We start from the raw sequence: 26,209 nt of genomic DNA on the forward strand, positions 1-26,209 counted from the left end.
CCATGAGCCTTCCACGCGGCCTCTCCACCGCCGGCAAAGATCGGATACTCTCGGGCAAGCCGCCCAATCCGGCCCGACCATCCGGAGGACGAGTGCAGGGGAGCCTCTTGCCCGACGATGCCGGGAACCACCCACCGCGCCAGCACGGCAATCTGGCGCCACGCCTGGCCGTCGTCATCACGGTCTTCGTGCTGGTGGGTTACTTCGCCGTGGCCGTCACCTATGTAGTCGACGGCAATCGTTCGGGCAGGACGATCGACGCGGCGATGCTCGGGCTGGCGCTGCTGCCGATGACCATGCTGCTCTGCCTCCAGATGCTGCACTCCTTCCCCGGTCTCGCGCCCCGGCTCAGCGGCGCGCGCCGCTGGACGCTGGCCCTCCAGGCGGTGCTGACCTTCGCCCCCTTCGCGGTCTTCAAGCACGCCTGGCTGGGCATGCCGGGCTTTCTGGCCGGTTCCTCGCTGCTGGTGCTGGCACCGGCGCTGGCGTGGCCTGCGTTCGCGGCCATCCTGCTGTGCACGGATGTGCTGCTGTTCCAGGTCGGCTTCGGCTGGGGCCAGGTCGCGTACACCTCGGTCTCCACCGCGCTGACCGGGCTGGTGGTCTTCGGGCTCTCGCGGCTGTCCGGGCTGGTCGCCGAGGTGTCCCGGTCCCGGGCGGAGCTGGCCCGGCTGGCGGTCGCCCAGGAGCGGCTGCGGTTCTCCCGGGATGTGCACGATCTGCTCGGGTACAGCCTGTCCACGATCACCCTCAAATGCGAGCTGGTGCACCGGCTGGTGCCCCGGCAGAACTCACGCGCCCAGCAGGAGCTTTCGGAGATCCTTCAGACCTCCCGTCAGGCCCTGGCCGATGTACGGGCCGTGGCCAGCGGCTATCGCAAGATGTCGCTGTCGGCGGAGTCGGCGACGGCTCGCTCGATGCTGGCCGCGGCGGGTATCAGCACCACCTCCGCGATCGACTGCGGACCGCTGCCGGAGCTGGTGGACACGGTGCTGGCGAGCGTGTTGCGCGAGGGGCTGACCAATGTGCTGCGCCACAGCAAGGCCGACCACTGCGCGATCGAGGCGCGGCGCAGCGGGCGCCAGGTGTGGCTGACCCTTGTCAACGACGGGGTCGGCCGGCCGTCCACGATCCTGCGCACCGACAGCACGGACGGCGGCAGCGGAATCGGCAACCTCCGGGTCCGGGTGGAGAACCTGGGCGGGCGGCTGCGCGCGGGCGTACGGCCCGACGGCTGCTTCGAGTTACGGGCGGAGCTGGATGTGTCCGTGGACGCGCCGCCGCGGAGCGGCCGGGAGCGCGGCACGAAGGACTCGAGTGATTCCAAGGGCTCCAAGGACTCGAAGGACTCCAAGGACTCCAAGGAAGAGTACGGCCCGGGGCCGACCGTGACGGCGTGACCGGCGTGCGGGCCTGACGGGCGTAGCGGCCTGACGGTCGTGCGGGCCCGGCGCGTTCTACAGCCAGCCCGCCTCGCGGGCGATCCGGATGGCGTCGACCCGGTTGCGGGCGTCCAGCTTGGTCACGGCGGACGTCAGATAGTTGCGCACGGTGCCCACCGACAGAAACAGCTTGGCCGCGATCTGCGCGGACTCCTCCCCCTTCGCGGCGAACCGCAGAACCTCCAGCTCACGCGGGGTCAGCGGCTGCGGACCGTCGTCCAGGGCGGCCAGCGCGAGCTGTGGATCGATCACCCGCTCGCCCCGGGCGACGGCGCGGATGGCGTCGCTCAGCTTCTCGGGGCTGCTGTCCTTCAGCAGAAAGCCGGAGACATGGGCGGCCAGCGCCCGGCGCAGATTTCCGGGGCGGCCGAGGCTGGTGAGCATCATGGTGCGGCATTCGGGAACGGCGGTGCTCAGCTCGGCCGCGGCGGTGAGCCCGTCCATACCCGGCAGATCGATGTCGAGGACCGCGACATCCGGGCGGAGTTCACGGGCGCGCGGCAGGATATCGGCGCCGTTGGAGAAATCGGCCACCACCTCGATGTCCGGTTCGAATTCCAGCAGGGCGACCAATGCCTTGCGCAACATATGCATGTCTTCCGCGATCAGCACTCTGACCATCCCGCCCCCTGCTTTCCCCGCGCCCCGCCGTCATCACCCCGCATGCCGATTATTCCCCGGCTCTCCCGGCCCTTCCATAGATTCGCGGGCAAATGCGCCCGTCGAACGCATATCTGGTTGCGCGAGCGCGACCGCGCGCCCCTTTGTCATGCCGCACCACCCCGGCAGGGCGCACCGACCTCCGGACCGAACTCGGCGTGCAGGGCGCGCACTTCCCCCCGCAGATAGCGCTCGCGCAGCAGGGCGCGCCGCACCTTGGCGGTTCCCGCCCCGCGCACGGTACCGGGGCGCACCAGCAGCAGCGCGCCGGTCACGACGCCGAACTCCTCCGCGATCAGGGCCCGGATCCGCGCCGCCAGCCGGGGCAGCCCGGTGCGCGCCCCACCCGCCGTACGGACGACCTCCTGGACGACCACCAGCGCCCCCGCGCCGGGCCCCGCGCAGAACACCCGGGCGGACCCCAGCGCCCGTGCGCAGCGCAGCAGTTCGCGCTCCACGTCCTGGGGATGCAAGGTGTGGCCGTCCACCAGGAGGGCGTCCCGGAGCCGGCCGGTCATCCGGAGCTGGCCGTTCACCGTAAGGCCGAGATCGCCGGTGCGCAGAAAGCCGCCCGGGCCCTCGGCGACGCGGGCGGCGAACAGCGGCGCGGTGTCCGGCGGACCACCCCAGTGGCCGGTGGCGACGGCGGGGCCGCGCACCCAGATCTCCCCGGGCGCCCCGTCCGGCAGCCGGCGCCCGGTCAGCGGGTCCACGACGGCGAAGTCCGCGCCCGGCACCGGTGCGCGCCCGGTGGCCAGCGCCACCGGGGATCCCTCGGCCGGGACGTATCCGGCCACCAGGGTGCCCGGGCGCAGCCCCAGGGGCGCGCAGCGGTGGGGGAAGGCGGCCATGGTCCCGGGCGAGACCGGCTCCCCGGCGTTCAGCGCGGTGCGCCAGCGGGAGAGGTCGAGCCCGGCCGGCCGCTCGTCGCCGAGAAGGGCGGCGCAACGGGCGTGGAGGATGTCGGGCGCGACGGTTTCGGTGATGCCATGGCGGCTGATGGCCCGCAGCCAGCCGAGCGGATCGGTACGGAACGGCTCCGCCGGAAGTGTCACGGCGGTGGCGCCCAGCCACAGCGGATGCAGCACCTGCCCGATCAGCCCGGGGGTGTGGCGGCGCGGCAGCCAGCCGCCGATCCGGGAGTGGCGGTCGGTGCCGAGCGTCCGCCGCAGCCCTGCCATGGCCGCCGTAAGGCTGCCATGGGTGAGCAGGGCGCCGCGTGGGGCGGTGGCGGGCCCGGAGTCGTAGGCGAGCAGCGCGAGGCTGTCGGCGGTGGTGCGGACGGGTTGCCGGGGCGCGTCGGCGTACGCGTCGGGGCGGAGTCCGTCGACGGCGAGGCAGGTCAGACCGGCGCGGCCGATCCGGGAGAGCCTGCGGGAGGTCTCGGTGGCGTGGGCGGTCTCGGTGAGGACGAGGTCCACGGCGGCGTCACGGACGACCGAGGCGGTGCGCTCGGCATCGGTCCGGGAGGCGGACGGCGCGGGGACGGGCACCGCGGCGGCGCCCGCGTACAGACAGCCGAGCAGCGCCACCGCGGCGTGCGGACCGGGGTCCATGGCGAGCAGCACCCGGCGGCCGGCGGCGTCCCGGGCGCGCAGCCAGGCGGCCACGGCGTCGGCTCGGGCGTCGAGCGCGGCGTAGGACACGCGGTGTTCGGTGCCGTCGTCGACGGGGTGGGCGAGCGCCGTACCGTCGGCGTGCCGCAGGGCCCGTTCCTTCAGGGCCTCGGCCAGATTCGCGTGTCGCGGCATTCTCAACTCCCGGGCGCCCGACGTCGGAAAGGGGCCCACAGTCTCGAAGCGGCACCTCGAAGCCGACTTGATCACCGGTTATGAGCGCGCGGCGGCCATCGGCGCGGCTCGGTCAGCCGCCCGACCTGGTCATGCGCGGGGCTCCGTCAGCCGCCCGGCAACCGGTCGCCGGAGATCGGCGCGGCACCGTCATCACGGCGCCCGGCGGTTGACCCGGACGGTCCAGCCCCCGTCGGCGGCGCGGCCGGCCACCGTGATCCGTACGGAGTCCTCCTTGACCGACAGGCTGTCGCCGACGCCGAGCGGGGCATCGGCGAGTTCGGGGTAGACCGACTCGTTCCAGCAGGCGGAGGTGGTGGGGTGGCCGTCCAGCACCTGGACGGGGCCGTCGCCCGACGCCTTGTCGTTCTGGACGCGGTAGACCAGCACGCCCTCGGTGCAGGTGCCCGCGTCGTTGCCACGGCCGCCGCGGGCCTCGATGGCCAGCGCGGTGGTGGGCCCGGTGCGGACCACGACCAGCCGGGTGCGAGTGTCGCCGCCGGGTCTGTCCCGCTTCATGGGGGCGGCGAGGGGCTGGAGGGTGTACCGGCGCGGACCGATGACGCGGTCGCAGGCCACCTGGCGCGCGCCGAGCCAGCCCAGCTTCCACTTGTGCCAGCCGAACGGATCGGGTGCCATGCCGAACTGGCTTCCCATCAAATCCCAGTCGCCGACGTAGGTGTCCCATTCGGCGCTGGCGTCGGTGTCCTTCGGCCGGTGGTAGAGGTCGGGCAGGTCGAAGACATGGCCGGTCTCATGGGCCAGGACATTGCGGTCCGGCGGATGGTGTTCGAAAACAGTGACCAGACGGCGCAGATCGACGCCATCGGCGCGCAGTGGCTTTTCGAAGTTGACCACTTTCGTCGCATCGGCGTCCACACCGGGCGCATCGGGGTCGGCGACCAGATAGACGAGGTCATAGCGGCCGAAGTCGAGGTGCGGATCGGCGGAGGCGATGGCGTCGCGCAGATACGCGGCCCGGCGCTTGGCGTTCCAGTCGCGCTGTATGGCGTACGCGGTGGAGCGCTGGGGCATGGTGAGCCAGCGCCGCAGCGGATGCACCCGCAGCGCGAACTTCCCGTAGGACGCCCGCTTGAAGAAATCCGGGGTCGCCGGGATATGGTCGGCGGCCAGCCGGGCCGGGGATACTCTGGGCTTGGCGTCCGGGAACGACAGAAAGACCATCGCCGCGTCCAATCGGCGCACCGGCCGCGGATAGCGGGAGTTCCAGGTGTCCAGGCCCTCCGAGTGGTGGGCATCGGTACGTTCCAGGTCACAGGGTCCGCCGGGGCCGGCCGCGACAGCGGGGCCCGCCACCACGGTGGTCGCGATGAGCGCGCTCAACGAGGTCAGCAGGGCCCCGGTCCGACGCAGCCGAGGCTGTCGGTGCGCCCCATCGGGTACCTGAGGACGCACCATGTCGACCTCCCGGGCGTAGTCCGAACACCCACTCCACCCTGAGGTGAATTGGCGGGGTACGCCCTGTTGAGATGGGCTGGTCGAGTGAAGAGGCCGCTATCCGGGTACGTAACAGACGGTCACAATCGGTCAGAGCGGCTGTTGGCCCGCGCAGAGTCGAACAGATACGACCAAACACATTGTCAAGGCGGCGGTGAGCGCGATGACGTCGATGGAACCCCCGGAGTACGAGCCCCTATGATCGGCACACGTCCAGCGGGGAATCCCCCTTCAGGCAGGAAATTACGGTCTGCCCGGCACCCGGTGTGAGACAACAAGATGCGTACGAACAACCTGGACACAACGAACGCCACGCGGGAGCGAGCGGTGAGCGGAATCCCTGACGGGCAGGGCCGCGCCCTGGGCGCGACGCTGCCGACGATCACAGAGCGTGATGCTGCCCCCAGCGTCCTTCCTGTTGCGGAGGACGCCGGCGCACCTCGCCCAGCCATCGGCGCGCCGTCGGCCCCGGGCGCGCCCCCGGCCCCGGGCACGCCCCCAACACCGGGGGCGCCCTCGGCGTCGGGCGCGCCCCCGGGCCCCGGCCCAACCCCGGGCCCCGCGCCCGCCGACTACCGCGCCGCCTTCAATGTGGCGCGCCTCGCCATGGCCGTCGTCGACCGCGAGGGCAGGGTGCGCGACGCCAACCCCGCGCTCGGCGCCCTGCTCGGCACCGATCCGGCCATGCTGACCACCCGCAGCGCGGCGGATCTGGCCAATCTGCGCGAGGATCCGCGCACCTGGAAGGAGTACCGGGACGTGCTGGGCGGTCGTCTCGCGCGGCTGCGCCGCACCCGGCGCCTGCTGCGCCCCGACGGCCATGCCCTGTGGGCCGAGATCACCATCGAGCCCGCCCCGGACAGCCACACTCTTCTGCTGTCGATGGCCGACATCAGCGATCAGCGGGACCTCCAGGGGCGGCTGCGCCATCTACAGATGCACGATCCGGTGACCCGGCTGCCCAACCGCAGCCTGTTCTTCGAGCGGATGACCTCGGCGCTGGAGGCGGCCACCTACGACCACGGGGGCACCGGGCGGATCGGGCTCTGCTATCTCGACCTGGACGGTTTCAAGGCGGTCAACGACACCCTCGGCCACCGGGTCGGCGACCGGCTGCTCGGCGCGGTCGCCCAGCGGCTCACCGAATGCGCCGCGCCCGGCGGCCATCTGGTGGCGCGGCTCGGCGGGGACGAGTTCGCCCTGCTGGTGCGCAACTCCACCGGCACCGAACAGCTCTGCGACCTCGCCCGGTCACTGCTGGCCGCCCTACAGGAGCCGTTCGACGTGGGCGGGCAGCGGCTGTCGGTGTCGGCGAGCATCGGCGTGGTGGAGCGGCCCGCGGCCGGCACCCACACCACCTGGCTGATGCAGGCCGCGGACACCACGCTGTACTGGGCCAAGGAGGACGGCAAGGCGCGCTGGACCCTCTTCGACCCCGAGCGCAACGCCCATCGGATGACCCGTCAGGCGCTCTCCAGCACCCTGCGCCCGGCGGTCGAGCGCGAGGAGTTCGTGCTCGACTACCAGCCGCTGGTGGGGCTGGGCGACGGGGTCGTCCGGGGGGTGGAGGCGCTGGTGCGCTGGGACCATCCGCAGTTCGGGCGGCTGTCGCCGAACCGGTTCATCCCGCTGGCCGAGGAGAACGGCGCGATCGTGCCGCTGGGGCGGTGGGTGCTGCGCACCGCCTGCCGCCAGGCCCGCGCCTGGCAGTTGGCCAATCCGACCCATCCGCTGGTGGTCAGCGTCAATGTGGCGGTCCGCCAGGTGTGGGACTCCGACCTGGTCGCCGATGTCGGCACGATCCTGGCGGAGACCGGGCTGCCGCCGCATCTGCTCCAGCTCGAGCTGACCGAGTCGGCGGTGATGGGGTCGACCGGGCGTCCGCTCCAGGCGCTTCAGCGGCTCAGCGACATGGGCGTGCCCATCGCGATCGACGACTTCGGGACGGGCTACTCCAACCTCGCCTATCTCAGCCGGCTGCCGGTCTCCACGCTCAAGCTGGACGGCTCGTTCGTCCAGGGGTTCCGGGCGGAGGAGCATCCGAATCCGGCCGACGAGACCATCGTCGAGGCGCTGGTGCAGCTCGCGCACCGGCTGGGCCTCACGGTGACGGCCGAATGCGTGGAGAGCGCCGAGCAGGCGGAGCGGCTGAGGCGGATCGGCTGCGACACCGGACAGGGGTGGTTCTACTCCCGTCCGGTGCCGCCGGACCGCATACAGACGATGATCACCTGCCCGGCCTCCGGCTAGGCCCTGGGGCTACGCCTCCGTCTGCGCCGTCGGGAGATCGTAGGCATCCGCGATCAGCTCGTACGAGCGCAGACGGGCGTCACGGCCGTGCGCATTGGCCGTGATCTTGATTTCGTCCACTCCGGTGCGCTTGATCAGCCCGTCGAGCCCCTCGCGGACCTGGTCCGGGGTGCCGTACTCGACATTGGCGAGCCAACTGTTGATGAAGTCGCGCTCGATCTCGTTGAACTCGTACGCCTCGGCCTCCTCGGGCGTCGGCACCAGACCGGGACGGCCGGTGCGCAGCCGGACCATGGCCAGGGCGCCGGTGAGCACCTGCCGGTGGGCCTCCTTCTCGTCCTCGGCGGCGAAGGCCGAGACGCCGATCGAGGCGTACGGCCGGTCCAGCGCGGCGGACGGCCGGAAGGTCTCGCGGTAGAGGTCAAGCGCGGGCACGGTGTTGGCCGCGGAGAAGTGGTGGGCGAAGGAGAACGGCAGACCGAGCATCCCGGCGAGCCGGGCGCTGAATCCGCTGGAGCCCAGCAGCCAGATCGAGGGCCGGTCGGCGGACTGGACCCCGCCGGGCACGGTGCCCTGCACCGGCCCCGGCACCGCGTGGATACGGGCGTAGCGGTGGCCGTCGGGGAAGTCGTCGTCGAGGAAGCGGGTCAGCTCGGCGAGCTGCTGGGGGAAGTCGTCGGCGCCCTCGCGCAGCCGGTCGGTGCGGCGCAGGGCGGCGGCCGTGGCCCCGTCGGTGCCGGGCGCCCGGCCGAGGCCGAGGTCCACCCGGCCGGGGGCGAGCGCCTCCAGGGTGCCGAACTGCTCGGCGATGACCAGCGGGGCGTGGTTGGGGAGCATCACCCCGCCGGAGCCCAGCCGGATCCGCTCGGTGTACGCGGCGAGATGGGCGAGGATCACCGCCGGGGAGGTGCTGGCGACCCCGGGCATGGAGTGGTGCTCGGCCACCCAGAAGCGGTGGAAGCCCCGGCGCTCGGTGAGCCGGGCGAGCTCGGTGGTGGTCCGCAGCGCCTCGGCGGCCGTCACCCCGCTGCCGACGGTCGCGAGGTCCAGCACCGACAGGGGCACCGGTGCGCTGCCGAGCGGCCGGGCCCGGATGGTGTCGTGCTGGTCGTCTCGCCGGTCCTGCTCATCGGCCACGGTGGCCCGCCTCCCTGGTCGCACTGCGGTGCGCGTACGTCTGTCCGGATTTCTCCGTCCAGGTACGCCTCTACGTCTACCGCCCGCATTCAACCGGAGAAAGGCTCCGCTTTATTCCCAGCCGCTGTTTCCCCCCGCCGCTGTGTGGCCCGCGACATCCCCGCCCCCGCATACGGCCGGGTCCGCCGCCACCTGGGGAGGAGGTGTGGCGGCGGACCCGACGGCGGTGTGCCGTGCTCGCGCGGAGGGGCCTAGCCCGCGGTCCGCACGGTGCGGCGACGGTGGATGGCCAGCGCCGTACCGGCGCCGCCGAGCACCAGCACACCCGCTGTGAGGCCGATGGGCAGGGCGACGGAGGTGCCCCGGTCGTCGGCCAGACGCCGGGTGGTCAGGGCGTTGGCGGCGGCCGCGTTCACGATCGGGGCGTGGGCGGCCAGCGCGGAGGTCGTATAGTGACCGGCCTTCTGCACCGATGCGACCGAGCCGTCGGACTTCAGCAGCACCTGGGTGTTGTTGGGGTGGCGGAAGTCGAACAGCCCGGAGAGCGAGTTCGCCCGGCTGTCGAAGGAGGCGTCACCGATCCGGCCGGTGTGCCAGTTGTCCTCGATGAAGCGGGTGATCGAGGTCTGCTCGGTCTGGGTGTGGTCGACCTTGTTGGCCTTGCTGAAGGGGGAGATCACCAGCAGCGGCTGCCGGGGGCCGGGGCCGCAGCGGTCCTGGTAGCCGGCCGCGGGCTCGGGGCCGGACTGGCAGGCGGGGCTGTCGGTGGCCTTGCCGTTGGAGCCGGCGGTCTTGTCCGTCGACCCGTTGAGCGGCTTGGCGTAGGCGTGGTCGTACCAGCCGTCGCTGTCGTCGTACGCGACGACGACCGCGGTGTCCTTCCACTGCGGCGACTTCTGGATCGCGTTGATCTGCTTGACCAGGAAGTGCTGCTCGTCGATCGGGTCGGAGTAGGCGGCGTGGCCGTCCTGGTACTCGGCGGCCTTCAGGAAGCTGACGGCCGGCAGATGGCCCGTCTTGAGCGCCGCGTCGAAGTCGGTGAGGTCGTAGTTGTGGTTGGCCTGACCGCTCCGGCCGATCTCCCGCACATTCTTCGGCGGGAGGTGATGCGGGTTGGCCGTGGACTTGTAGTACTGGAACGGGGCGTGGTGCGGGCTGTAGTCCACCGACGCGGCGCCGCCGACGTTCTTATGGGTGGTGCCGGAGCACTTGGCGTAGTGGTCCTGCCGGCCGTCCCAGGCGGTGCTGGGCCGGAAGCCGCCCTGGAACCAGCCCCAGGTCACGCCCTTGGCGTTGAGCAGATCGCCGAGGTTCCTGCCCTGCATGCGGGCCAGGGCGTTCGCGCTGGTGTGGTCCTTGTTGGAGCAGTCGTCGAAGGCCGGATCCGGGTCGTTGATCATCGTGCCGACGCCCTTGGCATCGGGCGAGGCCACCGTGTACGCGTCCGGCTTGTCGGTCGGCCGGGGGTTCTCGGTGGAGGACTTGGGGTCGGTGGAGATCACGCCGTGGGTCTGGCCCGAGATCAGCTCCAGCGCTCCGGGAGTGGAGGGGCCGTAGGCCGAGCTGAAGGAACGGTCGCTCATCGCATAGTGCTGGGCGTAGTTCCACAGGCCGGTGACGGTGTTGCCGTCGTAGTAGTCCATCACCAGACCGGGCTCGCCGAAGAGCCCGGTGCACTTGCTGACCTCGGTGTTCTCCACGAACTTATCGGCCTTGCCGCCATTGGCCGCGTACTGCTCGGGCCCGTAGGAGTGGTTCTGGTCGCAGGTCATGGCCTGGTCGCCGGCCAGCCGCTTGGGCTTGTAGAGATTGGGGTTGTTCTTCAGCAGCCCGGCATGCGCCAGGGTGTCGATGTTCTCGGGTGTGTGCTTGGACGGCGTGAACTTCGTGCCGTCCGTGTTCGCCGCCTTCGGATAGGTGCCGAAGTAGTGGTCGAACGAGATGTTCTCGTCGAAGATCACCACCACATGCTTCACCGGGGTCGCGGTGCCGCCGCTCTTGGCGGGCGCGGCCCATGCGGGGGCCACCCCGCCCACGGTCGCCAGGGCCGCGGCGCCGGCCAGGGCACCCCAGCGCGCTACCCGGCCACGCCGTCGGCCGCCTTCGGATCCTGCCGTGCCGCCCATCCCATGCCTCCACATGATTCGCGATTCACGCCTGCGCCTGATCCTGTGCCGCGGGCAGGACTCTCCGATGGAATCCATGGAGGCGGCCGAGTGAATAGAGGGTCAGAAGAATCCAAGGAACTCTTGAGACGTTCTTGACCGGAAGGTGGGGCGGTGTCAGGACAGAAGGGTCCGTCCCAGCCAGTCGGAGCGGTCTCTCACCCCGGGAAGCGCGAAGAAATAGCCGCCGCCGAAGGGGGTGATGTAGTCCACCAGCGGCTCCCCCGCCAGACGCTTCTGCACGGTTTCGAACTGACGGGCGAGATCCTGCTGATAGCAGCAGAACAGCAGCCCCATGTCCAAGTTGCCGTTGGCGTCCATGCCCCGGTCGTAGTTGTAGGCGCGGCGGAGGATGCGCTGGTCCTCGGTCCGGGCGGTGCGCGGATTGGCCATCCGTATATGGCTGTCCAGCGGAATGATGTCGCCCTTGGGGTCCTGTGCGTAGCGCGGGGTGTCGAACTCATGCTGACCGTCCAGCGGGGCGCCCGAGTCCCGGTTGCGGCCGAACATGCGCTCCTGCTCGCTGATCGAGACCCGGTCCCAGAACTCCACCAGCATCCGGATCAGCCGGATCACCTGATAGCTGCCGCCGGTCGTCCAGGCCGGCTCCCCGGAGTGGGCGCCCACCCACACCAGACGGTCCATCGCACGGGCGTCATCGGTGTCCGGATTGGCGGTACCGTCCTTGAACCCCATGTGATTGCGCGGGGTGCCGGACGGGCGCGGCGGGCTGACGAAGCCGTCGACGCGCCAGCGGATCTGCAACGCGCCCCGGGTGTGCCGGGCGATGTCGCGCAGCGCGTGCAGCACCGTATCCGTGTTGTCGGCGCAGAGCTGAAGGCTCAGATCGCCATGGCACCAGTCGGGGTCGAGATCGTCGTCGGGGAAGGACCGCATCGCGGTCAGCCGCCGGGGCCTGCGGTCCCCCAGTCCGTACCGCTCGTCGAAGAGCGAGGCGCCCACGCCGACCGTCGCGGTCAGCCGGTCGGCGGCCACCTGGGAGCCCAGGGTGCCGGAGTCGGCGGGCGGCGCGGTGATCCCGACCGGGTCGGGGGTGCCTCCGGTGGTGAGAAAACGGCACCGCTCGGTGAGCGCACGGAAGGCGTCGGTCAGCTCCTCCCGCCCCTCGGCCATGGCGTCGAAGGCGATGAGCGCGGTGGCCCGCTGGGGCGGGGTGAGGATGCCGGCCTGATGGGCGCCGTGGAAGGGGACGCGGGCGGGCTTCTGCTCCCGCTCCCCCTCCTTCGCGGCCGCAGTGCCCCCGGCCGCGCCCGCCACCGCGCCGACCGTGCCCGCGGCCGCGCCCAGCAGAAAGCCCCTGCGCAGCACCTCGCTCACCGGGTCCTCCGCACATCCATCAGCGCCGCCACCCGCGCCAGCCGCTCCACCAGCGCGCCCGCGTCCGCGTTGAGCCGCTGGCGGTCGGTGCGGCTCAGCCGGTCCAGCGGGGTCCAGCGGTCCCCGTGGTGCGAGCGCTCCAGGGTCCGCTCGGTGCGGCCCAGGTCGCTCTTCAGCTCGGGCAGCCACGGGGCACGGGGCTTCAGCAGCGGCTCCAGCCGGGTCAGCACGGCCCGGGTGCCGTCGAGGTTGGCCCGCGCGGTGGCCACATTGGTGCCGCTGCCGTAGTCGGTGCGGCCGGTCAGCTCGAACTGCACGGTGTTCTCCATGATTTCGTGCGCACGCAGGCCCAGGTCGGCCGGGTCCATCCGCTCCTGCGGCCAGTCGTCCCGCAGCCCTCGGACGTCCTTGACGAGCCGGTCGGCGACCGGGCGCAGGGAACTCGCGGACTGGCCGTGCCACAGGCCGTACTCGAGGCGGTGGAATCCGGTGAAGTCCGGGTCATGGACCCCGCCGGACAGCCCCGCCGTGGTGCCGTTGATGGCCCCGTCGGCGTCGCCGAAGGCACCATAGGCGGCGCCCATCCGCTCGTACACCAGATGGGCGGGCAGCCAGGCCGCACGGGCCGTGGCCAGGTCACCGCAGCGGATGGCCGAGCGCAGCGCGTCCGTGCGCCGCACCAGCTCGTCCATCCGGCCCGTGACCCACTTCTGGTAGGCGATGGTGGGCGGGATCAGATCCTGCTGGTTGACCGGAACCGCGGCCGGACCACCGCCCCGCGCCGGTCCGGGGACGGTGACGGTGGGCCCGGTGACCGCGTCCACCTCCTCGGGCAGGCAGACGAAGGCGTAGGAGCCACCGCCGAGCGTGACGCTCAGCGGTCTGCTGGTGCCGGGGCCCAGGCCCTCCACCTCTCCGTAGACGGCGCCGTTCGCCGGATCGGTGAGATAGACCTCGGCCGGTCTGCTGGAGGTGTTCCGCAGATCGAAGACCTGCTTGCCACGGGAGGCATCGGTCCAGCCGCGGCCGCAGCCGCCCTCGGACACCTCGACGGAGGTGTGCCGAAGCCCGTCCGATGCCTTCGCGGGCGCGCTCGCGGTCGCGGAGGGGTTCGCACGAGGGTCGTCCGAGGAGTCTCCGCCGACCGCCAGCACGCCGATTCCGACGGCCGCGGCCACCGTCACCGCGCCGGCGACCAGCAGATAACGTGCCGGCGGGACCGGGGAGAGATGTTGGCGACGCACGGCTGCATGCTAGGCGCAGTCCGATAAGCGGAATGCCGTGATGGCGAAAGAGCAACATGGAATTCCGCCGGGATTCAGCTCCCCGTCACCGCCGCTCGGCCAGCGTGCCGCGCCCCTCGGCGGCCGGACCACCCGCCGCTATCCGCCGCTCCGGGCGAAGAGCGTGCCCAGCCGGTCATGGACCGGATCGCGGCCCAGCAGCCGCAGCCCCTCCCAGACGGTGACCTGGTTGGCCGTGAGCACCGGCTTGCCCAGCTCCGCCTCCAGATCCGGAATCCAGGCGGCGGTATGCAGGGCGGTGTCGGGAAGGAGCACCGCCTGGGCCTCGGGGTGATCCCCGGCGCGGGCCAGCTCCAGCACCTCTGCCCGGCCCCAGGTGCCGACCTCCGCGGCCGTGATGATCCCGCTGCCGCGCATCGAGACCACCTCGGCGCCCGCGGCCTTCAAAAATGCCCTGAAGTAGTCGGCGACATCCTCCGGATAGGTGGCGGCGATGGCCACCCGCTCGGCGCCGAGCGCCTGCACCGCGTGGGCGAAGGCGAAGGAGGTACTGGAGGCGGGCAATCCGGCCGTCTCGCCCAGCTCACGCACCTGCTCATGGGCGCCCTCCCAGCCGAAGACGAAGCTGGCGCTGGTGCAGGCCCAGACCACGGCCCGGGCCCCGCGCTCGGCGAGCTCGGCGACCCCCGCCGCGAGGCGGGCCGCCGACCCCATCTCCAGCAGGGCGTCGACCCGATGGGCGTCCTCACCGATGTCGGTATGGACCAGGGGAAGCCGGATATCGCCGCTGTCGCCGCCGAGCATGCCTTCCAGGCGGGGGTATTCGTCCTCGGCGGAGTATCCGGGGTAGAGAAAGCCGACCGTGTCCGGGGCCGGGTGCGTCGAGTCCACCATGACTGCCTCCTTACTGGCGGCCCCCGTGAGCGCCGCCCCCTGCTGCACTGCTGTCACTTCTCATACACCGCGGAGGCCCGGCAGGTTCCCACCCGCCGGACAACTCCCCTCGCGCAGGTGAACGGGCCCGCCCCTCGCGCAGGTGACGGGCCCGCCCCGCACACCGGCGACAGAACCTGCCCGTCACACCGGCGGCGAGCCCGCCCCGCACTCCGGCGGGCGGGCCCGCCCGTCACACCGCCGACGGGCCGCCCGAATCGTCGAGGTAGGGGCCCTCGCCGAGGCCGGTGCCAAAGCCCGGGTCGAGCCCGTCGGCCGGATCGCCGTCCAGCCCGGGCGACGCCGCCCCGGCCAGCGCCGCCTCCGGCTCGTCCACCACGGCCTCGACCGATTCGACGACGGGGTCCGTCACCGGGAGCGGGCGGCTCATCGGCGACGCCGACATCCCCGCCGGACCGGACCGGGCGACCGGGTCCATCAGCGCCTGGTACGGCCCGACCGCCTCGGCGCCGATCGCCCGCAGCGCCGCCCACATGGTGACCTGGTTCGCGGACAGCACGGGCATCCGCAGCTCCGCCTCGAGCTGCGGAATCACGTCGTAGGTCGGCAGATTGGTGCAACTGATGAAGAGCGCGTCGGTCGCCCCGACCACCGCCTGCCGGGCCATGTCGACCACGTCGCGGTACGGCACCTTCCAGATGTGCCGGGTCAGGCCGAGATACGCCCGTCCGGTGACGGTCATCCCGCCCTCGGCGAGGTACTCCTCGAGCGAGTCGGTGACCGAGCGGGTGTACGGCGTCACCACCGCGATCCGTCGGGCGCCGATCTCCCGCAGCGCCTCCAGCAGCGCGCCCGAGGTGGTCAGCGTCGGGATCTCACCCGCCTGGGACATGGCCGCGCACATCGCGCGCTCACCGGCCACGCCGCCGACGAAACTGCCCGAGGTGCAGGCGTACGCCACCACTTCCGGTGCGACGGCCGCCAGTGCCTGCACCGCGTCGTGCAAGGTCTCGTGTTCGCTCACGAGCCGGGCCAGGTCGAGGCTGACCTCGACGGGTACGAACGGGGTACGGGTGAGGTGCAGGGAGACCTCATCGGGTACCCAGCGCCATAGTTCACGATCGAGTGCGAAGTCGAACGGTGCCACCACACCCACGCCGCGCTGCGGCTGTGGGCCACCCAGAAAAGAGACGTCCAAAGCGAGCCCCAATACGGAACGGAGGGACTGGACCATTGGCCAGAGGTTGCGATGGAGAGAGACCGGCCTACTGCCGGGGACGCCGGGACAGATGCCGTTGTTGACGACGGTAGTTTCCGCTGCCTAGCGTGGTCAATCCTCAAACTGAGGCGCCTGCCCCCTCCTTCTTCAGGCAAACCCATCCACGTTTCGAAACGGTTTCCCGCCTATGTCCGAAAGCACAGTTGTCGTCTTCGGCGACCAGCCGCCGGTCCGCCTGGACCGGGTGGCGGACCGGGCGAAGGTGCTCGTCTGCGACGAGCATTCGCTCCCCCAGGCCCTCCCTGCCGCGGATGTGCTCCTGGTCTGGGATTTCACCTCCGACGCGGTCCGCGACGCCTGGCCGGGCGAGGGCCCCCGGCCGGCCTGGGTCCATACCGCGAGCGCGGGGGTCGACCGGCTGCTCTGCCCCGAACTCGTCACCTCCGACACCGTGTTGACCAATGCCCGAGGGGTCTTCGAGCAGCCGATCGCCGAGTACGTGGCCGGCCTGGTGATCTCCATGGCCAAGGACTTCCACGGAACCTGGGAGCTACAGCGGCAGCGCCGCTGGCAGCACCGGGAGACGATGCGACTGACCGGTACCCGCGCCGTGGTCGTGGGCGCGGGCCCCATCGGCCGGGCGATCGACTCCACCCTGGCCTCGCTCGGCGTGGTGGTCGACCTGGTCGGCCGCACCGCGCGGCCGGGTGTGCGCGGCGGCGACGAGCTGCCCGAGCTGCTCCCCTCGGCCGACTGGGTGGTGTGCGCGGCACCGCTCACCGACGCCACCCGCGGCATGTTCGACCGGAACATCTTCGACCGGATGAAGTCCACCGCCCGGTTCATCAACGTCGGCCGCGGCCCCCTGGTCGTCGAGAAGGACCTTACGGCGGCCCTGGTCGCCCGGCGGATCGGCGGCGCGGCCCTGGATGTCTTCGAACACGAGCCGCTGGCCTCGGACGATCCCCTGTGGGACGTGCCGGGGCTGTTCATCTCGCCCCATATGAGCGGCGACACGGTCGGCTGGCGCGACCATCTGGCCGAGCAGTTCCAGGACAACTACGAGCGCTGGTGCGCGGGCGAGCCACTGCTCAACATCGTCGACAAACGCCTCGGGTACGTACCGGTGGACTGATCGCACGACCTGAACGGAGAGCCGGATGACGGACATTCACAACCTGACAGCCGTTCAACTCATCGAGCGCTATGCCTCCGGCGAGCTCTCCCCGGTCGAGGCGACCCGTGCCGTCCTCCACCGGATCGAGCAGATACAGCCGGAGGTGAACGCCTTCAGCCGGGTGGACGCCGAGGGCGCGCTGCGGCAGGCGGAGGAGTCCGCCGAGCGGTGGCGGCGCGGGGCCCCCGCGGGCCTGCTGGACGGCGTCCCGGTGTCGGTGAAGGACATCCTGCTGCTGCGCGGCGCGCCCACGCTGCGCGGTTCGCGGACCGTACGGCCCGAGGGCCAGGCGTGGGACGAGGACGCGCCCTCGGTGGCCCGGCTGCGCGAGCACGGCGCGGTGTTCGTGGGGAAGACGACGACCCCGGAGTTCGGCTGGAAGGGCGTCACCGACAGCCCGGTCTACGGGGTCACCGGCAATCCGTACGACCCTCAGCGGACCGCGGGCGGCTCCAGTGGCGGCAGCGCGGCCGCGGTGGCGCTGGGCGCGGGTCCGCTGAGCCTGGGGACGGACGGCGGGGGTTCGGTCCGTATCCCGGCGGCCTTCTGCGGCATCTTCGCGTTGAAACCCACCTATGGGAGGGTTCCGCTCTATCCGGCGAGCGCGTTCGGCACGCTGGCCCATGTGGGCCCGATGACCCGCGACGCGGCGGACGCGGCGCTGCTGATGGATGTGATCTCCGGTCCGGACTGGCGCGACTGGTCCCAACTGGCGCCCTCCGGGGGCGGCTTCCAGGAGGCGCTCGCCCCCGGCGGGGGCGGGGTGGACGGGCTGCGGGTGGCCTACAGCCCCGCGCTCGGCGGTGCGGCCGCGGTCGACCCGGAGGTGGCCGCGGCGGTACGGCGGGCGGTGGATCTGCTGGCGGAGCTGGGCGCGGTGGTCGAGGAGATCGACCCGGGGTTCGAGGATCCGGTGGAGGCGTTCCACGCGCTGTGGTTCAGCGGCGCGGCCCGGGTGGTACAGCCGCTGGGGGCGGAGGACCGGGAGCTGCTGGATCCGGGGCTGCGCGAGATCTGCGCCCAGGGGGCGTCGTACAGCGCGCTGGACCATCTGGCGGCCGTGGATGTCCGGATGGCCCTCGGCCATGCGATGGGACGGTTCCACTCCGCGTACGACCTGCTGGTCACCCCGACGCTGCCGATCACCGCGTTCGAGGCGGGGGTCGAGGTGCCCAAGGGGTCGGAGCACACCCGGTGGACGGGCTGGACGCCGTTCACCTACCCGTTCAACCTGACCCAGCAGCCCGCGGCGTCGGTGCCGTGCGGTCTCAGCGGCGCGGGGCTGCCGATCGGGGTGCAACTGGTGGGCGCGCGCCACGCGGACGCGCTGGTGCTACGGGCGGCGCACGCGCTGTTCGAGGCGGGGCTGGCGGACGGGGTGCGCCCCGCGGCGGCCTAAGGCGCGCGGCTGGGCCCGGGGCGACACCGCCCCGGGCCCGGCCGCGTGCGCTACGCCCGGCGGAAGCTGAGGGTCTCCCCCAGCGCCCCGGCGCGCCACAGGTCCTGGCAGGCGTCGGCCATCCGGTCGAGGCCGTCGACGACCGAGCCCCAGACGATCCCGGGCACCCAGCCCGCGTCGCCGTTGATCAGCAGGTTGTTCCGCTCGTAGAAGAGCGCCAGGTCGACGACCTGCCGCCGCCCCTGGTGCTTGGCGTCGGTCTCGTATCCGTACGACTTCGTCCCGAGCTGGGTGTCCGTGAAGGTGAAGTAACACAGGTCACCGGGGATCGGGGTGATCGTCGGGTTCTCCAGGGGCGGCTCCTCGGGTGCGAAGGGGGGCAGCAGCGCATAGATCTCATTGCGCGCATACTTCGCGTGATATACGTCACCCCCCAGCGGCAGTGCGTTCCACACCGCCTCGCAGGTGATCGGCGCTCGCTCGTCGAGGAGCTTGGCCGTGCAGCTCACCCCGCGCTTCTCGAGCGAGACCTCGATGAACCGGTCGGCTCGGTCAACCATCGACTTTCCTCCAGGTCGCTTCGGAACCAGTCCTGCCGTAGGGGGCCTACCCAGGCATCGGCTATATCAAGGGCCGGAAACAGCCTGCATACATTTGCCGGAGTCGGGTAGCCGCGCGCCCATGGCTCCACCACGTGAGAAAGACACCGATAGCAGAGAAATGGCGAAAATGGGTCCAAGCCGCCGCTCGCTTCTCGCCGGCGGTGCGGCCCTGGGCCTGCTGGGCGCGGCCGGATGCAGCCGGGTGTCCGGCTCCGGCGCCAAGGACGGGGGCAATCTGCTGGAGCGACTGCGGTCGCAAGGCACGGTCCGACTGGGAATAGCGGGGGAGATCCCATTCGGCTATATCGACAAGAACGGTGAGTTCACCGGCGAGGCGCCGGAGATCGCGAAGATCATCTTCAAGCGGCTGGGAGTGGCCAAGGTCCAGCCGGTGCCGACCGAGTTCGGCTCGCTGATCCCGGGCCTTCGCTCGCAGCAGTTCGACGTGGTCTCGGCGGGGATGTACATCAACCCCGACCGCTGCGCCCAGGTGATCTTCTCCGACCCCGACTACCGCATGCGTGACGCGTTCATCGTGCGCAAGGGGAACCCCAAGAACATCCACAACTACGAGGACATCGCCAAGAAGAAGGCCAAAATGGCCACCGGCACCGCATATGCCCAGATCGGCTACGCGGAAGCCGTCGGGATCAAGCAGAGCGAGATGCTGATCCTCCCCGACCAGCTCGCCGGGCTGCTGGCCGTGGAACAGGGCCGGGCCGATGTCTTCGCGGGCACCACCGTGACCGTCCACAACGTGGTGAAGCAGCGGAACAGCCGACAGGCCGAGGCCACCGAGCCGTTCCAGGCGTACGTCGACGGCAAACCGGACATCGGCGCCGGCGGCTTCGCCTTCCGGCCGGAGGAGACCAAGCTCCGGGACGCCTTCAATATCGAGCTCCACAAGATGAAGAAGAGCGGCGAGCTGTTGCGCATCGTGCGCCCCTTTGGCTTCACCAAGGAAGAGATGACCGATCTGACCGCCAAGGAGCTGTGCTCATGACGGCCGGACTGTGGGAAAACTGGCTTCTTCCGGGCGTCTGGATCACCATCCAGCTCACCCTGCTCAGCGCGGTCTTCGCGGCCGCCGTGGCGTTCGGCATCGGGATCGCCCGCACCTCCCGGCTGTGGATCGTCCGCTTTCTGACCGGTTTCTATGTAGAGATCTTCCGCGGCACCTCGGCCCTGGTGCTGATGTTCTGGCTGTTCTTCGTGATGCCGCTGGCCTTCGGGTACCAACTGGTGTCGATGTGGGCGGCGGTGCTGGCGCTGGGCCTCACCTACGGGGCGTACGGCTCGGAGATCGTGCGCGGCGCGATCGCCTCGGTGGCCCCGGCGCAGCGTGAGGCGGCCATCGCGCTCAGTTTCACCCCCGCGCAGCGGATGCGCCGGGTGATCCTGCCGCAGGCGATCCCGGAGATGATCCCGCCCTTCAACAATCTGCTGATCGAGCTGTTGAAGGCGACCGCCCTGGTCTCCGCGGTGAGCGTCGCCGACATCACCTTCGCCGCCCAGCTCTCGCGGCTGGCGACCGGCGACAGCCTGGAGATCTACGCGATCATCCTGGTCCTCTACTTCGTGTTGGCCTTCGTCCTCACCCGGCTGATGCGGCTGCTGGAACGGCGCGCCAAGGCGGGCATCGGCCAGGCTCCGGTGAAGTCCGACAAGGGCCCGCTGGTGACCCGGAAGCTGTCCGCGCGCCAGGAGTCCGAGCAGTCGTCCAACATCATCACGGGAGGTGCCCAGTGACCTGGAACTGGGATGTGGCCAAGGACTTCCTCCCGGAGCTGGGCCGCGGACTGCTGATCACGCTGGAGGCGACCGCGCTGGGCTCGATCCTGGCGTTCGCGCTGGGCCTGGTGTGGGCGATGGCCTTCCGCTCGCCGACCCGCTTTGTGCGCTGGCCGGTGGCGGCGGTCGTGGAGTTCATCCGCAACACCCCGCTGCTGGTGCAGTTGTTCTTCTTCTACTACGTGCTGCCGACCTGGGACATCAAGTTCTCGGCGCTCACCACCGGGGTGATCGCGCTCGGTCTGCACTACTCGACGTACACCGCAGAGGTCTACCGGGCCGGTATCGATGGTGTGCCCAAGGGGCAGTGGGAGGCGGCGACCGCGCTCAGCCTCTCCCGCGCCCGTACCTGGACCGCGGTGATCCTGCCGCAGGCCATCCGCCGGGTGGTGCCCGCCCTGGGCAACTACGTCATCGCGATGCTGAAGGACTCCCCGATGCTCGCGCTGATCGGCGTCGTCGACATGCTTCAGAAGGCGCGCGCGGAAGGCGCGTCGTCCTTCCAGTACATCGAGCCCTACACGATGGTCGGCATCGCCTTCATCGTCATCGCCTATCCGGCTTCCCTTCTGATGCGAGCCCTGGAGCGTCGTCTTGGCCACTGAAACCGACCACACGAATCCTGCCGTGGACGGCAGTGAACTGATCCGCTTCGACCAGGTGACCAAGCGCTTCGGCAGCAATACGGTCCTGGACAACCTCGACTTCTCGGTCTCCTCCGGCAAGCACGTCACCCTGATAGGCCCCTCGGGATCGGGCAAGACCACGATCCTGCGGCTGCTGATGACGCTGATCAAACCGGACGAGGGCACGATCAAGGTCGACGGCGACTACCTCACCCACGAGGACAGAGGCGGCTCGCTGGTCCCGGCGGGCGAGAAGCACACCCGTGAGGTGCGCAAGAAGATCGGAATGGTCTTCCAGCAGTTCAACCTCTTCCCCAATATGCGGGTGCTGCGGAACATCACCGAGGCCCCGGTGCATGTGCTCGGCCTGAGCAAGGACGAGGCCGAGACCCGCGCCCGGGAACTGCTCGACCTGGTCGGGCTCGGCGACAAGTGCGACGCGTACCCGACACAACTGTCCGGCGGGCAGCAGCAGCGGGTGGCGATCGCCCGGGCGCTGGCGATGCGGCCGCAGGTGATGCTGCTGGACGAGGTGACCTCGGCGCTGGACCCGGAGCTGGTGGCCGGGGTGCTGGATGTGCTGCGCGATATCGCCCATACGACGGACATCACCATGCTGTGCGTCACGCATGAGATGAACTTCGCCCGGGACATCTCCGACGATGTGCTGATGTTCGACGCGGGCCGGGTGATCGAGTCCGGGCCGCCGGAGAAGATCTTCACCGAGCCGGAGCACGAGCGGACGAGGGAGTTCCTGAGCGCGGTTCTCTAGATCATCCGGCCCCCGCCAGGTAGATCACCTGGCCCCTGCCAGGTAGATCATGCGGCCCGAGCCGGGGCACCGACCGGCACTGCCCCCGCGACCCATCCGCGGGGGCACGCCTATGTCATATGCCCTGGATATACGCCCCCGCTGACCGGGGTGCGGCACCTCGGCAATATCCTCAACAGCCGATCCGGATAAGGCCCTTGGCGGTTATCGTGATACAAAGCCACGCCAACCTGCGAGGGGGGAAATCGTGGCGCTCAGGCCCGAGCCGACCGCACCGTTCCACTCGGTGCAGCACGCCCTCCGGATCCTGGAGGTCGTCGCCAAACACGCGTCCGGCGTCAGCGACATCATGATCGCCCGGGAGACCCGGTTGCCGGCCCACCAGCTCACCGAGCTGCTGCTGATGCTGCGCCGCGAGGGCTATGTGGAGCAGATCGCCGACGGGGCCTATGTCGGCGGCATCTCGCTGACCCTGCTGGGCTCCGCGGGCCCCGGCCGCGGCCACGCCGTCCAGGACAAGCTCCAGCGCTCCCTCATGGCACTGCGCGACTCGGTGGGCGCGGCGGTCTATCTCAGCCGCTATGTGGACGGCGAAATCAAGATCACGCAGTATGCGGACGGACCGCGGACGCCCAAGGTCAACGAGTGGGTGGACTTCCGCTCCGCCGCCCATGCGATGGCACTCGGCAAATGCCTGCTCACCCAGCTCGACCACGACAGCCGCCGCGATCATCTCTCCCGCCACAAGACGGTGCGGCTCACCTCCCGGACCACCACCAGCGAAAGGGTGCTGTTCCGCAAGCTGGACAGCCAGCCCGCCACCGTCCCCGTCCTCGACCTTCAGGAATACGCGATCGGCACGGTCTGCGCGGCGGTGCCGGTCAGCGCCGGCCGCTCGGTGGGCTGTCTGGCCCTCTCCCTCCCCCTGGCCCATGCCCACCGGCTGCGCCAGGCCGCCGACGCCCTCAACCGTGAGGCGGCCCCGATGCTGCTCTCCCTCTCCATCTGAGCCGGGATCCCGGCCCCGGCCGCCCTCGGAGGGAGTCCCGGCCGCCCTCGGCGGGCTCCGGCTGTGCCCCGAAGAGCGATGGTCAAAACCACCCTCCCGGACCAGGTAGTATTTACCTCGTCAGCACGCGCCGCTAGCTCAGTTGGTTAGAGCAGCTGACTCTTAATCAGCGGGTCCGGGGTTCGAGTCCCTGGCGGCGCACCATGGCAGTGACTGGGGCCTCTCGATCGTTCGAGAGGCCCCAGTCATGTTTGGGCGGCCATGATCTGCTGGTCAGCCCGCAACGGTCCGCCCGGCATGCCTGAGTTTCCGCGCCCGTCACCGTCTGACAGCCACCCTTCACTCGCAGGAGTGATCGACTGAGCTTTGTGCCCCGGCCGCGTCGGCACCTGGGAACACTGGCTTCCACCAGGAAAGGGGTGCAACATGACGGTTTTAACCGAGCGATCGTCAGGTGGCTACAGAAGCGCTGCATGCAGCATCGCCCCGTTCTCTGGCTCTACGCGAGCGAGCGGGGGCTGAAGGTCGAGCCCTACCGCGAGGGGCGCATGCGCCCGGACGGCGTGCTGGCGCCCGATGAGCACTTCACGGGGCACGGTGAATGGTCGGCCCCGGACGGGGTTCTGATGACCGTCGAGGTCACCTTGCACGACGGAGACACCGACCGCCGCGACCGCGTCGAGAAGCCAGCCGCCTACGCGGCCGTGGGCATTCCCGTGTACCTCCTTGTGGACCGAGACGCCTGCGCCGTCATCGTCCACACCAATCCCGACCCGAAGAGCGCCTGCTACCTCGACATCCACCGGGCCCCCTTCGGCGAGCGGGTGGCCCTGCCCGACCCGGTGGGCATCACGCTCGATACGGACACCCTCAAGAACTACGTCCGCTGAGTCCCCGCCCGGCGCCGGGTCCTCGGTGCGCCTTGGCCATACCCACCATGCCCGGGCAGTCATCCTGTGCGGCCCTTGACCTCCAGGGTGCTCAGCAGCTCCTCAGTGGCCGCGGCGATCGTTTCGACCGCCTTGTCGAAGGCGGCGGCGTTGTGCGGGGCGGGCTGGCGGAAGCCGCTGATCTTGCGGACGTACTGGAGGGCGGCGGCGCGCATGTCGTCCTGGGTGACGGTCTCGGCATAGGGCGGGCGGAGCGTCTTGATGGATCTGCACATACCTCCGACGGTACGCCGGGGGTCCGACAACGCCACGGCCCTCACGTCAGCCGCGGCCATCACTCCAGACGCAGCCCCGCCAGGGTCACGACCGGCCCGGCCTCGTCCCGTACGGCGGCCTCGTCCCGTACGGCCACCGCGGCGTGGTAGCCGGGCGGTGCCTCGAGGTCGGCGAAGGCCCAGCCGCCGGGGCCGGACGGCGCGTCGGTAGGGGCCAGCCCCTCGGCGAGACCGACATGGTGGGCGCTGATCCCGCCCGGCAGCCCGGTACCGATGCCCTTGAGGTACGCCTCCTTACGGACCCAGCAGCCCAGGAACGCCTCCGCCCGCAGCTCCTCCGGAAGCATCTCGATCGCCGCCCGCTCCTCCGGGTGCAACTGCCCGATCAGCCCCGTCAGCCTGGTTCCGGTGCGCTCGGGGTCCCGCTCCTCGACATCGGCGCCCACGGGCACCCCGGCGACGGCGCACAGGGCGGCGTCCCCGGAGTGGGAGAGGGAGAAGTGCAGCGAATCCTCGCCCGCGAGGGCCGGGCGGCCGTGCGGCTTGTCGCAGTCCGGCATTCCGCAGGTCTCCCGGACGAACTCGACCTCGCCCGGGGCGATGCCGAGATAGCCGCCGAGCAGCGTCCGCAGCCCCACATGGGAGGTCACATAGCGCTCGCGCAGCAGGTCGGTCCGCATCCTCGCCGCACGCTCGCGCTCCCGCTCGTCCAGCATGCCCTCCGCGACGGCGGTGGCAGCGGCGGCGGACGGCGGGATCCGCAGCAGCCATACGGCCACCTCACCGGGGCCGGGACGGTCTCCGGGGCCGGGCAGGGCGCCGACCGGGGCCCATCGCCGGGGCTCTCGTGCGGGCTGAACCGGGCTGGTGAAGGACACTGTTCCGCTTCCCCCGTGCTATCGGCCGATGATGCGCTCGCTGTGGACGTACTGACGGTACAGCGGCGCGCGCGGCGCGCCGTGGGCGCCCCGCCGTCCGAACGCGCCGCGCCGACCCGTTCCGGCGCCCCCAACGCCCTTGCCGCACGGCGGCGTTACCGATCGGGGACACCCGGTGACTTCGGCCACGTTCGCCTCCCGGCCGACGCGGTCACCTGCCCGTCCGCACTACGATCGCGCACGTCCGGGCACGAGCGGTGATAGGGGTTTGACGACCATGGCGACGGGATTCCTGGCCAAGGCGGCCTCGGCGGTGACCCTCCCGGTGGCACCGTTGTACGGCGCCTTCCTCTCGTACATGATCTACCACCCGCCCCGCAGGCCACATCACAAGAAGCCCGCCGACCTGGGGCTGACCAGCACCGATGTGAACGTTCCGCTGAACGGTCAGCAGGGGCGCGGACTGCATGTCTGGCTCATCCCCGGCGACACCGAGCGGGTCGTGGTCCTCGGACACGGCCTGGGGCTGAGCAAGTCCGCGAGCCTGGCGCAGGCGCGGCTGCTCAGCGAGGCCGGCTATACGGTCGCGATGTTCGACCACCGCAACCACGGTAAGAGCGTCGCGGACCGCGCGGGCTGGGGCATGAGCGACCGCCACACCGACGATGTGGTCGCCGTGGTGCGGCATATGCGCTCGATGGACGAGTACGCCACGGCACGCATCGCGATCTACGGCTTCTCCATCTCGACCTTCCCCTCCTTCTACATGCTCAAGAGGGAGGACTGCCCGGTCGACGCGGTGATCTTCGACAGCGGTCCGGCGCTGGAGCTGGCCCCGCTGTTCCGGAACTTCGTCGCGGCCGGCGGCGTGCCCATCCCCGGCCCGCTGGGCACCGGCCCCTCCCGCGCGGTCGTGGAGACGGTCGCCTCGTCCGCCGCCGTGGCGATGCTGCGGGTGCAGTGGCCGCCGCCGCTCGGCGGCGCGTACGAGCGCACCCCGATGCTCTTTCTGACCGGTGAGCTCGACACCATGATCCCCGCGTCCGGGGTGCGGGCGCTGGCCGAGCGCTATCCGCTGGCCGAGGTGCACACCCTGCCGGACACCGAGCATCTCCAGGGGATCAAGACCCAGCCGGAGACGTACGCGGAGACCGTCCTGAACTTCCTGGAGCGGACGCTCAAGGACTGACCTC

At 70.8% G+C, this 26,209-nt stretch carries 23 protein-coding genes and 1 tRNA gene; 12 read left to right on the forward strand and 12 right to left on the reverse strand.

Annotation, left to right across the window (positions count from 1 at the left end; genetic code table 11):
* Nucleotides 1-107: 107 nt before the first annotated feature.
* Nucleotides 108-1,400, forward strand: a complete 1,293-nt coding sequence (locus tag ACK1X7_RS19090) for a sensor histidine kinase (protein WP_398159920.1) — start codon at nt 108-110, stop codon at nt 1,398-1,400.
* Nucleotides 1,401-1,457: 57 nt separating this feature from the next.
* Here ACK1X7_RS19090 and ACK1X7_RS19095 read toward each other — a convergent pair whose 3' ends face one another.
* The 3 genes from ACK1X7_RS19095 to ACK1X7_RS19105 form a co-directional block, all read right to left on the reverse strand.
* A complete protein-coding gene (locus tag ACK1X7_RS19095; RefSeq protein ID WP_216347822.1) occupies nt 1,458-2,063 on the reverse strand; it encodes a response regulator transcription factor in 606 nt (201 codons plus the stop codon).
* Between the two features lie 146 nt (nt 2,064-2,209).
* A complete protein-coding gene (locus tag ACK1X7_RS19100; protein ID WP_413115390.1) occupies nt 2,210-3,853 on the reverse strand; it encodes an AMP-binding protein in 1,644 nt (547 codons plus the stop codon).
* 192 nt (nt 3,854-4,045) lie between these two features.
* The gene (locus ACK1X7_RS19105) at nt 4,046-5,311 is read right to left on the reverse strand and encodes a M6 family metalloprotease domain-containing protein (RefSeq protein WP_390793548.1); all 1,266 of its coding nucleotides are present in this window, start codon (nt 5,309-5,311) and stop codon (nt 4,046-4,048) included.
* A gap of 318 nt (nt 5,312-5,629) precedes the next feature.
* Here ACK1X7_RS19105 and ACK1X7_RS19110 point away from each other — a divergent pair, with 318 nt between their 5' ends.
* Entirely contained in the window at nt 5,630-7,600 is a 1,971-nt protein-coding gene (locus tag ACK1X7_RS19110) for a putative bifunctional diguanylate cyclase/phosphodiesterase (protein WP_385140782.1), read from the forward strand.
* 9 nt (nt 7,601-7,609) lie between these two features.
* On the opposite strand, the gene ACK1X7_RS19115 is transcribed toward ACK1X7_RS19110, so the two are convergent.
* From ACK1X7_RS19115 to ACK1X7_RS19140, 6 genes are all read right to left on the reverse strand, one after another.
* Nucleotides 7,610-8,737, reverse strand: coding sequence for an LLM class flavin-dependent oxidoreductase (locus ACK1X7_RS19115; RefSeq protein ID WP_203348452.1), 1,128 nt, complete (start codon nt 8,735-8,737; stop codon nt 7,610-7,612).
* Between the two features lie 251 nt (nt 8,738-8,988).
* The gene (locus tag ACK1X7_RS19120; RefSeq protein WP_413115391.1) at nt 8,989-10,863 is read right to left on the reverse strand and encodes a phospholipase C; all 1,875 of its coding nucleotides are present in this window, start codon (nt 10,861-10,863) and stop codon (nt 8,989-8,991) included.
* A gap of 156 nt (nt 10,864-11,019) precedes the next feature.
* Nucleotides 11,020-12,240: an iron uptake transporter deferrochelatase/peroxidase subunit gene (gene efeB / locus ACK1X7_RS19125; protein WP_385140774.1), complete on the reverse strand. Its 1,221-nt coding sequence runs from the start codon at nt 12,238-12,240 to the stop codon at nt 11,020-11,022.
* Nucleotides 12,237-13,484: an EfeM/EfeO family lipoprotein gene (locus ACK1X7_RS19130; RefSeq protein ID WP_390793546.1), complete on the reverse strand. Its 1,248-nt coding sequence runs from the start codon at nt 13,482-13,484 to the stop codon at nt 12,237-12,239. The genes efeB and ACK1X7_RS19130 overlap by 4 nt, the downstream gene beginning before the upstream one ends.
* 138 nt (nt 13,485-13,622) lie before the next feature.
* On the reverse strand, nt 13,623-14,378 hold the full coding sequence (locus ACK1X7_RS19135; RefSeq protein ID WP_413115392.1) for a maleate cis-trans isomerase family protein: 756 nt from the start codon (nt 14,376-14,378) through the stop codon (nt 13,623-13,625).
* 232 nt (nt 14,379-14,610) lie between these two features.
* On the reverse strand, nt 14,611-15,576 hold the full coding sequence (locus tag ACK1X7_RS19140) for a maleate cis-trans isomerase family protein (protein ID WP_413116891.1): 966 nt from the start codon (nt 15,574-15,576) through the stop codon (nt 14,611-14,613).
* Nucleotides 15,577-15,784: 208 nt separating this feature from the next.
* Between ACK1X7_RS19140 and ACK1X7_RS19145 the strand changes: the two genes are divergently transcribed.
* Both ACK1X7_RS19145 and ACK1X7_RS19150 read left to right on the forward strand, forming a co-directional pair.
* A complete protein-coding gene (locus tag ACK1X7_RS19145) occupies nt 15,785-16,732 on the forward strand; it encodes a D-2-hydroxyacid dehydrogenase (protein ID WP_413115393.1) in 948 nt (315 codons plus the stop codon).
* Between the two features lie 25 nt (nt 16,733-16,757).
* Nucleotides 16,758-18,173, forward strand: a complete 1,416-nt coding sequence (locus ACK1X7_RS19150; RefSeq protein WP_413115394.1) for an amidase — start codon at nt 16,758-16,760, stop codon at nt 18,171-18,173.
* Between the two features lie 50 nt (nt 18,174-18,223).
* Here the strand turns inward: ACK1X7_RS19150 and ACK1X7_RS19155 are convergent, their stop codons facing one another.
* Complete coding sequence (locus ACK1X7_RS19155) at nt 18,224-18,733, reverse strand: DUF3830 family protein (protein ID WP_211125410.1); 510 nt, start codon at nt 18,731-18,733, stop codon at nt 18,224-18,226.
* Nucleotides 18,734-18,854: 121 nt separating this feature from the next.
* Between ACK1X7_RS19155 and ehuB the strand changes: the two genes are divergently transcribed.
* From ehuB to ACK1X7_RS19190, 7 genes are all read left to right on the forward strand, one after another.
* Nucleotides 18,855-19,778 (forward strand): ectoine/hydroxyectoine ABC transporter substrate-binding protein EhuB, encoded by a 924-nt coding sequence (gene ehuB, locus ACK1X7_RS19160; RefSeq protein WP_385140759.1) that lies wholly within the window; start codon nt 18,855-18,857, stop codon nt 19,776-19,778.
* Entirely contained in the window at nt 19,775-20,524 is a 750-nt protein-coding gene (gene ehuC, locus ACK1X7_RS19165) for an ectoine/hydroxyectoine ABC transporter permease subunit EhuC (protein WP_385140757.1), read from the forward strand. Before ehuB ends, ehuC begins: the two co-directional genes overlap by 4 nt.
* Nucleotides 20,521-21,171, forward strand: coding sequence for an ectoine/hydroxyectoine ABC transporter permease subunit EhuD (gene ehuD, locus ACK1X7_RS19170; RefSeq protein WP_216347018.1), 651 nt, complete (start codon nt 20,521-20,523; stop codon nt 21,169-21,171). Before ehuC ends, ehuD begins: the two co-directional genes overlap by 4 nt.
* A gap of 22 nt (nt 21,172-21,193) precedes the next feature.
* On the forward strand, nt 21,194-21,964 hold the full coding sequence (ehuA, locus tag ACK1X7_RS19175) for an ectoine/hydroxyectoine ABC transporter ATP-binding protein EhuA (protein WP_059142026.1): 771 nt from the start codon (nt 21,194-21,196) through the stop codon (nt 21,962-21,964).
* A 247-nt stretch (nt 21,965-22,211) separates the two neighbouring features.
* The gene (locus tag ACK1X7_RS19180; protein WP_385140753.1) at nt 22,212-22,973 is read left to right on the forward strand and encodes an IclR family transcriptional regulator domain-containing protein; all 762 of its coding nucleotides are present in this window, start codon (nt 22,212-22,214) and stop codon (nt 22,971-22,973) included.
* A gap of 127 nt (nt 22,974-23,100) precedes the next feature.
* Nucleotides 23,101-23,177: transfer RNA gene (locus ACK1X7_RS19185), tRNA-Lys, on the forward strand.
* 164 nt (nt 23,178-23,341) lie between these two features.
* A complete protein-coding gene (locus tag ACK1X7_RS19190) occupies nt 23,342-23,863 on the forward strand; it encodes a Uma2 family endonuclease (RefSeq protein WP_413115395.1) in 522 nt (173 codons plus the stop codon).
* A 59-nt stretch (nt 23,864-23,922) separates the two neighbouring features.
* On the opposite strand, the gene ACK1X7_RS19195 is transcribed toward ACK1X7_RS19190, so the two are convergent.
* Together ACK1X7_RS19195 and ACK1X7_RS19200 are read right to left on the reverse strand one after the other, a co-directional pair.
* Nucleotides 23,923-24,138: a DUF2277 domain-containing protein gene (locus ACK1X7_RS19195; RefSeq protein ID WP_216347015.1), complete on the reverse strand. Its 216-nt coding sequence runs from the start codon at nt 24,136-24,138 to the stop codon at nt 23,923-23,925.
* Between the two features lie 59 nt (nt 24,139-24,197).
* Nucleotides 24,198-25,016 (reverse strand): 4'-phosphopantetheinyl transferase family protein, encoded by an 819-nt coding sequence (locus ACK1X7_RS19200; RefSeq protein WP_385140747.1) that lies wholly within the window; start codon nt 25,014-25,016, stop codon nt 24,198-24,200.
* 277 nt (nt 25,017-25,293) lie between these two features.
* Here ACK1X7_RS19200 and ACK1X7_RS19205 point away from each other — a divergent pair, with 277 nt between their 5' ends.
* Complete coding sequence (locus ACK1X7_RS19205) at nt 25,294-26,205, forward strand: alpha/beta hydrolase (protein WP_216347012.1); 912 nt, start codon at nt 25,294-25,296, stop codon at nt 26,203-26,205.
* Nucleotides 26,206-26,209 lie beyond the last annotated feature (4 nt).

Source organism: Streptomyces sp. CY-1 (assembly GCF_047218265.1).
Classification (GTDB): Bacteria; Actinomycetota; Actinomycetes; order Streptomycetales; family Streptomycetaceae; genus Streptomyces; species Streptomyces niphimycinicus.